General features: G+C 49.1%; 10 protein-coding genes and 1 pseudogene. 7 read left to right on the forward strand and 4 right to left on the reverse strand.

Annotation, left to right across the window (positions count from 1 at the left end; genetic code table 11):
- Window positions 1–234: 234 nt before the first annotated feature.
- The 6 genes and pseudogenes from AC14M5_RS24305 to AC14M5_RS24330 all read left to right on the forward strand — a co-directional run.
- Window positions 235–435, forward strand: a pseudogene (locus AC14M5_RS24305) (transposase); the annotation flags it as partial.
- 137 nt (window positions 436–572) lie between these two features.
- Entirely contained in the window at window positions 573–728 is a 156-nt protein-coding gene (locus AC14M5_RS24310) for a hypothetical protein (protein WP_484032313.1), read from the forward strand.
- Between the two features lie 45 nt (window positions 729–773).
- Entirely contained in the window at window positions 774–1364 is a 591-nt protein-coding gene (locus tag AC14M5_RS24315) for a transposase family protein (protein ID WP_484032314.1), read from the forward strand.
- Between the two features lie 81 nt (window positions 1365–1445).
- Window positions 1446–1895: a helix-turn-helix domain-containing protein gene (locus AC14M5_RS24320; protein ID WP_484032315.1), complete on the forward strand. Its 450-nt coding sequence runs from the start codon at window positions 1446–1448 to the stop codon at window positions 1893–1895.
- Complete coding sequence (locus tag AC14M5_RS24325; RefSeq protein ID WP_484032316.1) at window positions 1892–2503, forward strand: IS630 family transposase; 612 nt, start codon at window positions 1892–1894, stop codon at window positions 2501–2503. The genes AC14M5_RS24320 and AC14M5_RS24325 overlap by 4 nt, the downstream gene beginning before the upstream one ends.
- Window positions 2504–2582: 79 nt before the next feature.
- Window positions 2583–2834, forward strand: coding sequence for a hypothetical protein (locus tag AC14M5_RS24330; protein WP_484032317.1), 252 nt, complete (start codon window positions 2583–2585; stop codon window positions 2832–2834).
- 133 nt (window positions 2835–2967) lie between these two features.
- On the opposite strand, the gene AC14M5_RS24335 is transcribed toward AC14M5_RS24330, so the two are convergent.
- Complete coding sequence (locus AC14M5_RS24335) at window positions 2968–4386, reverse strand: hypothetical protein (protein ID WP_484032318.1); 1419 nt, start codon at window positions 4384–4386, stop codon at window positions 2968–2970.
- A 135-nt stretch (window positions 4387–4521) separates the two neighbouring features.
- Here AC14M5_RS24335 and AC14M5_RS24340 point away from each other — a divergent pair, with 135 nt between their 5' ends.
- Window positions 4522–5970, forward strand: a complete 1449-nt coding sequence (locus AC14M5_RS24340; protein ID WP_484032319.1) for a hypothetical protein — start codon at window positions 4522–4524, stop codon at window positions 5968–5970.
- Between the two features lie 55 nt (window positions 5971–6025).
- On the opposite strand, the gene AC14M5_RS24345 is transcribed toward AC14M5_RS24340, so the two are convergent.
- The 3 genes from AC14M5_RS24345 to AC14M5_RS24355 form a co-directional block, all read right to left on the reverse strand.
- Window positions 6026–6760 carry a glycosyltransferase family 2 protein gene (locus AC14M5_RS24345; RefSeq protein WP_484032322.1) on the reverse strand — a complete coding sequence of 245 codons (735 nt, stop codon included), beginning with the start codon at window positions 6758–6760 and terminating at the stop codon, window positions 6026–6028.
- Window positions 6761–6791: 31 nt separating this feature from the next.
- Window positions 6792–7502, reverse strand: coding sequence for a class I SAM-dependent methyltransferase (locus AC14M5_RS24350; RefSeq protein ID WP_484032320.1), 711 nt, complete (start codon window positions 7500–7502; stop codon window positions 6792–6794).
- Window positions 7503–7905: 403 nt separating this feature from the next.
- The coding region (locus AC14M5_RS24355; RefSeq protein ID WP_484032321.1) for a hypothetical protein at window positions 7906–8218 on the reverse strand (313 nt) is incomplete at its 5' end.

Genomic DNA, 8218 nt, shown 5'->3' on the forward strand with positions numbered 1-8218 from the left:
ATCGCAAAGATCGTCGTGATCTGAGTTGGTTTCAGATCGGGCTTCGTTTGCTCGACAGAAAACTCTTGAATTCGCTGCTCGTTTCTGTTCCTCTTTGTGCTTACCTTTGAAACTGTCAGATGGCTAGAAAGGAATCATCAAACGCAGTGTTCATAATCGTTGGTGCCGTTTGAAACTCCTTTGGGCAGATGTGGCATATGCCAGTATTGTTGAAAAGTACGCAAGGCGTTTGGTTGGAAACTGGATATTGTTCGGCGATCCGATAAAGCAAAAGGATTTGTCATCTTGCCGCATCGGTGGATTGTTGAACGGACTTTTGGCTGGCTGGGACGGTATCGCCGTCTGGCACGGGATTTTGAACATACCGTCTCATCTAGCGAATCCGTCGTTTACATCGCTAGCATTCGACGTATGTTGAAATTAGCTGTAAACTGATTTAAAAAACACTTTCTGAGGTTGGCAGATCCACAGATCCATCCATCTGCCTTAATGAAATCCTTCTATTTAACCATTGGTACTAGTTGAGTCATGGGGTATCCTCAAGGGTGCTGAAACCTACGAGGAGGTACCCCATGACTACAGAAGATATTATCCTACACATTTTCTATTTGGTTGCAACGTCACTGCCTGCGATCCCGCGATATCCTCAGGCGAAGTTGTATCCGAGTGAGTTGGTAACGATTGGCATTCTGTTTGCCTTGAAAGGCGGTCACTTCCGAGCCTTCTAGCGCTGGCTGCAGCGGGATTATGGTGACTGGTTTGGCGATGGGACCTTGCCCGAACGGACGCGACTGCAACGTCTGCTTCAGACCCATCAGGATTGGTGTGATTGGCTTTTGTCGGCTCCAAGCTTCTTTACTGTGATCGACAGTTATCCGATTGAGTTGTTGTTTCCCATTCGGGAAGGACGCAGCGAGCAACAAGTCGGCAAAAAGGGTCGCGACAAAGGGCGTTGGAGCATTGGGATCAAGATTTGTATGTTGTTGAATGATGTTTGCCAAGTCGTCCATTGGGATTGGGCGACCATGAATGTGAACGATAAGCATTTTCATCCGGTGGTCGAGCCCTTCATCGGTGAAACCATCGCCTTGGCCGATTTCGGTTTTCGCGACAAAGACGGGGTTCCCGAAAACCTGAAAATCTGCAAGAAAGGAACTTGGAATGAACGAATGTGTGTCGAAACGGTCTTCTCGATGCTGACCACGGTCTGCGATTTGAAACGCATCCGTCACCGTCTGTCCGCTTACATCCAGATGCGCTTGGCGTATGTCGTTGCCATGTTCAACATCCTTTTGGATTTGTTTCACTTGCGTTATCCCGAAGCCGATGCTTTCAAGATGAGTATCGCCGAATTTTCACTTTGAACTAGTGGACCGTCACGAATGAAAATTTAGTCTCTTGCGGGCTGTGGGCACCCTGAATAGACTCGAGGTGGAGGCAGCTCGATGAACACAAAATACTTGGTAGTTCTGAATGAAGAACAACGACAGCACCTTGAAAAACTAACCTCGTCTGGGAACGTACCTGCTCGCCGAATGAAACGGGCGCAAATTCTGCTGAAGTCGGATGTGCAAACGCACTGGTCGTATGAGCGAATTATGGAAGCCTTCGATGTATCTGCGGTCACAATTGCTGCCGTGCGAAAAAGCTTTGTAGAACAGGGTTTGGAAGCTGCCCTGCAACGCAAGAAACCGGAGCGAGAGTACGAGCATGTTCTGGATGGTGAAGGCGAAGCCCATTTAATCGCCTTGGCTTGTAGTGAACCACCGACAGGCAGAAAGTATTGGAGTCTGCGTCTGTTGCAGGATCGGTTTGTGAAACTGGGACATGTGGACAGCATCTCCTATGAAACCATCCGCCGAGTCTTGAAAAAAACGAACTCAAGCCTTGGTTGAGAGAACAATGGTGTATTCCGCCAACAGCCAATGCAGCCTTTGTCTGCCAGATGGAAGATGTTCTGGAGGTATACAAACTGCCCTATGACCCCAAGCGACCTATGATTTGCATGGACGAGATGCCCAAGCAGCTTCTGGCAGACAAACAAGAGCCCCTTCCCTGTCAGGCAGGAACACCTGCCCGAGAAGACTATGAGTACAAGCGCAATGGCGTCGCAGATCTGTTCATGCTCTTCGAACCACTGCAAGGCAAGCGTTTTGTGAACGTCACCGAAAAACGCAGAAAGATTGAATGGGCAACCGTGATGAAACACGTTTCTGATGTTCTGTATCCACAAGCGGAGAAGATCGTTGTTGTCCTGGACAATCTGAACACTCATACGCCCTCCGCCTTCTATGAAACTTTTGAACCGGACGAAGCCAGGCGTCTGGTGGAACGATTTGAATTCCACTTTACACCCAAACATGGCAGTTGGCTCAACATGGCTGAGATTGAGTTGAGTGCCTTGGTACGGCAATGCCTGGATCGGCGTCTGCCTGACATCCAAACCCTCACAAAAGAAGTGCAGGCTTGGCAGCAACACCTCTATCCTAAGATTCAGGTGTGACACACCACTAGCTCCATTGGTTATTTAAGATTTCGTGGGGAAATTTTTGATGGAGCACAGTTAACTCATGGAGGCTTACATGCTGGGAGTATGGAACACCTACGCCACCGAATACCTGCTGGTTGTGGCAGTCGGAACCTTGCTTTTGTTTGGTCTGCCTCTCTTGATAATGCCCATCCGGTGGGCAAAGGGGCTGGGCTGGCAGATCCCTGACCACACAGACCTGGCGGTTTACTTTGGCCGGTGCCTGGGAGGCGTGATCTGCATAATGGACATCCTAGCTTTCACCGCCAGTTCATCCCCGGCAACTCAAAAGTTTTTTTCAACCTGATCATGGGGAATTTCATCATCATGATCGTGGTCCATGTCTATGGCGTCATTAAGAAAATCCAGCCCATTTCCGAAACTTATGAGATTATTTACTGGATACTCATGCTCATTCTGAGTCTGGTGTTCTATCCGGCCTAGTCCTGCGCCTGACTCAACACTCTCAAAATAAATTCTGCCGTGCGTTTCCCCGAGCTCGCATCGGTAAACGTAATCTCCTCCTCAACAAACCTGTGACGTTCTTTGACATCAACGCTTTTATCTTTCAGGTACAGATTCAACGCCTCACGCAGTTCGTTTTCATTTTGAGCCACGCGCCCAGCCTTTGCCAGTCTAAACCTTTGGTGCGTAGGCCAATCCCCGATTTCCTTCAGCGATAACGAGAACTTATTCGGCTTGTTCCACCCGCCAGGGATGTCAATGGTCGCGGCGATCATGGGAGTATCATGCACAGCCGTCTCCACCAGCATTGTCGAATAGACCGTCACCACCACATCTGAATAGGCCATCATGGAGGATTTCTCGTCCATGTCTTCGCCGCCGTAATAACCCAGCGAACCGCCCAACGCCACCGGCTGGACCACATGCACATGCGGATATTTCTTTTCCAGCTCAAACACACGCGCCCGTTCATCGGCGAAGATCTTCGGCTTGTCTTGAAAATGACTCGGGTGTAAGCGGATCAACAACTGCGCAGACTCCGCCAACACATCGGATGAAACCAACTTTGCCAACGCTTCGATGTTTGGAAAGTTCGGCGCAAAATGGACGAAACTGCTGGCATATGAGATTAACTTGCGGTTGGGGTCCAGTCTGTGCAGTTTGAAATATTCGTCACGTGGCATCAACCACTGCTTGCGGAAATATCCGTCATAGGATGGGATCCCGCCGATGTTGACATGCTTGGGGTCCCAGTCTGAGCCGTAGACCAGTTCATTTTTCTGCAATTGGGACCAGCATGTCGCCCACTGCACATCCGCGCCTGAGACGTTGTACGACGATGAATTATCCCAGCCCACGATCACGGTCATGTTCGGGATGCCGCGTCGGGCGGATTCGCGCAGGAGGTAACGGTCCATGCGCCAGCCGGGAGTCGAAGCGATGACCATGTCAGGGTGGTATTTGTCAAAGAGGTCAGTGTACAGCCCGGGTGAGGGCGTGAAGCGGTTCTGCATCCGCACTAAAAGTTTGCGGGCCCACGAAAAATTCCGCAGGAAGAAAAGCATCACAGCGGAGGGAATCCAGATGCCCAAACGGAACTTCCAACCGTTCTCCGCCCACACTTCCCAGACGTGGCTATCCATGGCTTCGGTGTTGATGCGACGCGAGCCGCCGACGCGCCTCAAATAGGCTAGCAGCCACTGGCCGCGTGGACTGACTTTTTTGGCGTAGTCGTTGGCCTGTTGGAGGCGTAAGCCTTCGAAGTTGAGGCCCGGCCGCGCAAACCGCTGGGCGATCTTGTCTTTGGTGTCGTCGTCGGTGAGGAGGACGACTTCGATACCCGCGTCCAACAGTGTCGAGACGACGTCACTTTGCAGGAAATAGATGATGGCCATGCCGTGGTCGGCCGAAATGAAGATGCGTTTCATAACAGATGTTCCAGGAGAGTATATCCAACTGAATACTGCTCAGCAAGGTCCTTATCTATAAGTGAAGTTGAAGCCAGGATGGCATGATACAATCGTTTTGGAATGGGAACTTTTCTTTGGCCAGTGTCTGATTATATCCTTCGAATACTTAATAATCCCGGTCTCACACGCGTTGGTTTCAGTTTAGGGCTGGCTGGGTTAGCCTTAGGACAAGCCTTGCAGAACGGCAACGGGGGATTTACGATACCAGCGATACTTTGGCTGACAGGGTCATTTATTTGCCTTTGTTATGCACTATTTGCCCACCAAGCGCCACCGAAAGGGTTATTTCACAAAACAGCTTTTCCTATTCTATTATGTGGATTATTGTGGCAAATCGTCCAGTTGGCGACCAATAATCCCGGAGTTTCCCACCAAGCATCTTCATTTTCAACAATCTGGCTCTTTAAACTTGGAGTAATAGCAGCTGGAATAGTGGCTTTCATTAGCCTGGCACCGCAGGACCAGATTTCAATCAGGCAGCAAAACCTGCTAGCAGGTTTGACTCTACTGATCATCGGGTTGATGGGAATTTGGGTTATTGAAAGTTCGCCTGAACCAAGAATCGATGTTTTCGTATTTCAACAAATGTCAGGTGAAGCACTTCTGCAAGGTAATAATCCTTACACCCTGTCCCCACCAAATATTTATGGGCACATGCAATATTATGGCGAAGCATTAGTCAAGGATGGATTCTTGACCATCGGCAACCCCTACCCACCGCTCAGCATTTTTTTCGCCACGCTTGGCTATATCGCCGCCGGCGATATCCGTTATAGCTATTTACTTGCCATTGTCCTTTCGGGGGCACTTATGGCATTTCTCTGGCCTGGGCGTGAGTCCAAGCTGGCCGCCTATATTTTTTTGTTTACACCAAGGGTATTTTATGTGCTTGAACAAAGCTGGACAGAACCCGCTGTTGTGCTGCTTTTGACTGCAACTGTTTATTGTGTCATTCATCATCCGCGCTGGCTGCCCTTCATACTTGGCCTGTTATTTGCCAGCAAACAGTATCTTTTATTTCTCATTCCGCTCAGTCTGCTACTCATTCCACTCAGTTCGTCCTGGCGAGATTGGATCCGTATTTATGGTGTGATGGCGGTGGTTGCTGCCGTGGTGACAGTTCCTCTGGCTTTGTGGAATTTCCCCGCTTTTATGTGGAATATTGGAGAGGCACAATGGCATCAGGTCTTCAGAACGGATGCGCTAAGTTACCTTGCCTGGTATGCCCGCGTTCTCAATCACACACCTTCGCAGTTAATCGGTTTTATTGCTTTGGCAGTGACTTATTTACTCGTCTGGCGCTTCGTTCCGCGAACCGCCACAGGCTTTGTCTCAAGTTTCGCACTATGTCTGGGAATCTTTTTCGCCTTTAATAAACAGGCCTTCTGCAACTATTATTTTCTGGTGATTGGCGCGATTTGTTGTACGCTGGCATCTCTTCCGGTCAGTCACCAAATCTCACCAGAAAAAGATTCGTTACCAGTAGACCCAGTTGAAACATTGTCATAGAGGAGGTAGGTGTGACTAACAAAGTGATGGCTGTGCCTCCTTATATCAGGCTTGGTCAAACTGACTTATAACGTGCTCGGTGCGCAACAAATTGCATGCTCCGCCAGACCCCCAAATGATGCAAACTGAAGCGCACTAAGAGCCACAGAATCCCCAAACCATAGCGAACACTTGCAAAAAAACCCGCAGAAGAGGCTTCAGGGAAATACCGGACAGGAACAGGCACTTCCATAATCCGGGCTCCGGCCTCGACAAATTGAGCGACGATTTCCTGGTCAAAGATAAAACCATCATTATTTGCCAGGAAATTTACTCGCTCCAATACCTCGCGACTATAGGCACGGTAACCGGTATGAAACTCCGACAGGTTCAAATTGAAAACCCAGTTTTCCAAAGATGTTAGAAACTTGTTGGAATAATATTTCCACCAAGGCATTCCCTGGGACAAAGCCGAGAGACCCATCATCCGCGAACCGAAAACAACATCTGCAATCCCAGCCAGAATGGGGTAAACGATTTCGGGCAGTAACCGAGGGTCGTATTGGTAATCAGGATGGATCATTACAATGATCGAACCATCTGTCTGCAGCGCTTCTGTATAGCAGGTTTTCTGGTTTGCCCCATATCCAAAATTCTCGACATGTGAAAACACTTTTAATCCGAGCGACTTTGCCAGCGCCACTGTGTCATCTTTGCTCCCATCATCGACCAGAATCACTTCAGATGCTGAGGCTTTCGGCAGGTCATCCAAGGTGTTTTTCAAAGTCCGCGCGGCATTTAGGGCAGGCATAACCACGACGACCTTCCTTGGAGGGCCTTCGTTATGATTCGGGAGAATAGGTTCCATAGAGGATAATTTGATACCCAAATAGGCTGGGAAATAGCCGAGCGGCATAGGCGTTGATCCGATGTAAAAACCACAATGCACGCCCTTCGTCAAAGGCGGAACTCACCAGTGGAAGCGGAATAGGAGTGGTTGCCAATTGTTCCATAACCAAACCAACAGATTTGAATAAGGCAGATATACTTCGGATCGTAAAAAAGCGCAGGTGTGTTCGATCCAGAATACCCCGATCAGTATAGGTGAATTGCCCCCACAGAAGTGACCAACGAATGAATATATTGGCAATATTGGGCACAGATAAAATAACCCACCCGCCCGCCGGCAAGTATGTTTCCATGAGATTCCTGAGGCAAACCTCCGGGTAGCGGGTGTGTTCCAACACATCTGCCAACACTAGAACGTCCGGTAGCTGTGGGAATTCCGGGAATGGTGGCCGTTCGATATCTACCACCTGCACCATTCGATAATATGGTTGGGCTTCGGCTACAGCCCTAGTGTCCATATCCATCCCATACAACACAAATGATTCCGGAGGCAACAACTGCCCGATGAAACCTTGAGCACAACCAACATCATACACAACGCATGCGCGCTCAGAGGACAGTTTTCTTCTATTAAGCTTAAGCCAGGCAACAATTTGCTGGTGAGATGAATAGCGATCGAGTTTAAGGGTGTAATGTTTGGTCATAAACTCTCGGCCAGGAACCAAGCATCATGATTCCTCCAAAATACCAAAGTACACATTGGTTAGTGCCAGCTCCAGCAAGATCTATTAAGCAGTTTACCTAGCCTCCAATAATCGTTTTCTCAAATAATAACGCAGGTATTTTCAAATCGCTTTCGACGTCCCTGCGAATTATCTCACAGATTGAATACATTGATCGCCAATCGATTCGAGATCAGTGGAACAACAAACATGTCGCGGCCAGCGTCGAAACGACGTCACTTTGCAGGAAGTAGATGATGGCCATGCCGTGGTCGGCACTGATAAAAATTCGTTTCATATTCGATGGATTTTACCCGCTTCGAGATTCAGCGGACTAAAGTCCTGCCTCAGTTCCTAAAAGTCCGCTCAAGCGGACTCACGCTCCTCAGCGCGAAGCGCTTCCATGTTCTGAGCGTGTGGCTTCCCTGGCACCGCCCGTCAGGGCAGGTGTAGCCCAGCGATTACCATGCCGTGGTCGGCCGAAATGAAGATGCGTTTGGACACTGAGCAGAAGTTCTTTCGCAGGATTGATGTGAGAATGTCGGGAAGATTTTATCCCATTATCTTGAACACTGAACCCGGGTTCCGGACCTGCCAATGTCTGGAAAATACCATGCGACTGAAAGGTCAAAGTGAAACGCAGGGCGGACAAATATCGTACAATCAGCCACATGCAGATCCTCACTTGTGACATCGAG

This window comes from Candidatus Villigracilis sp., assembly GCF_057083605.1.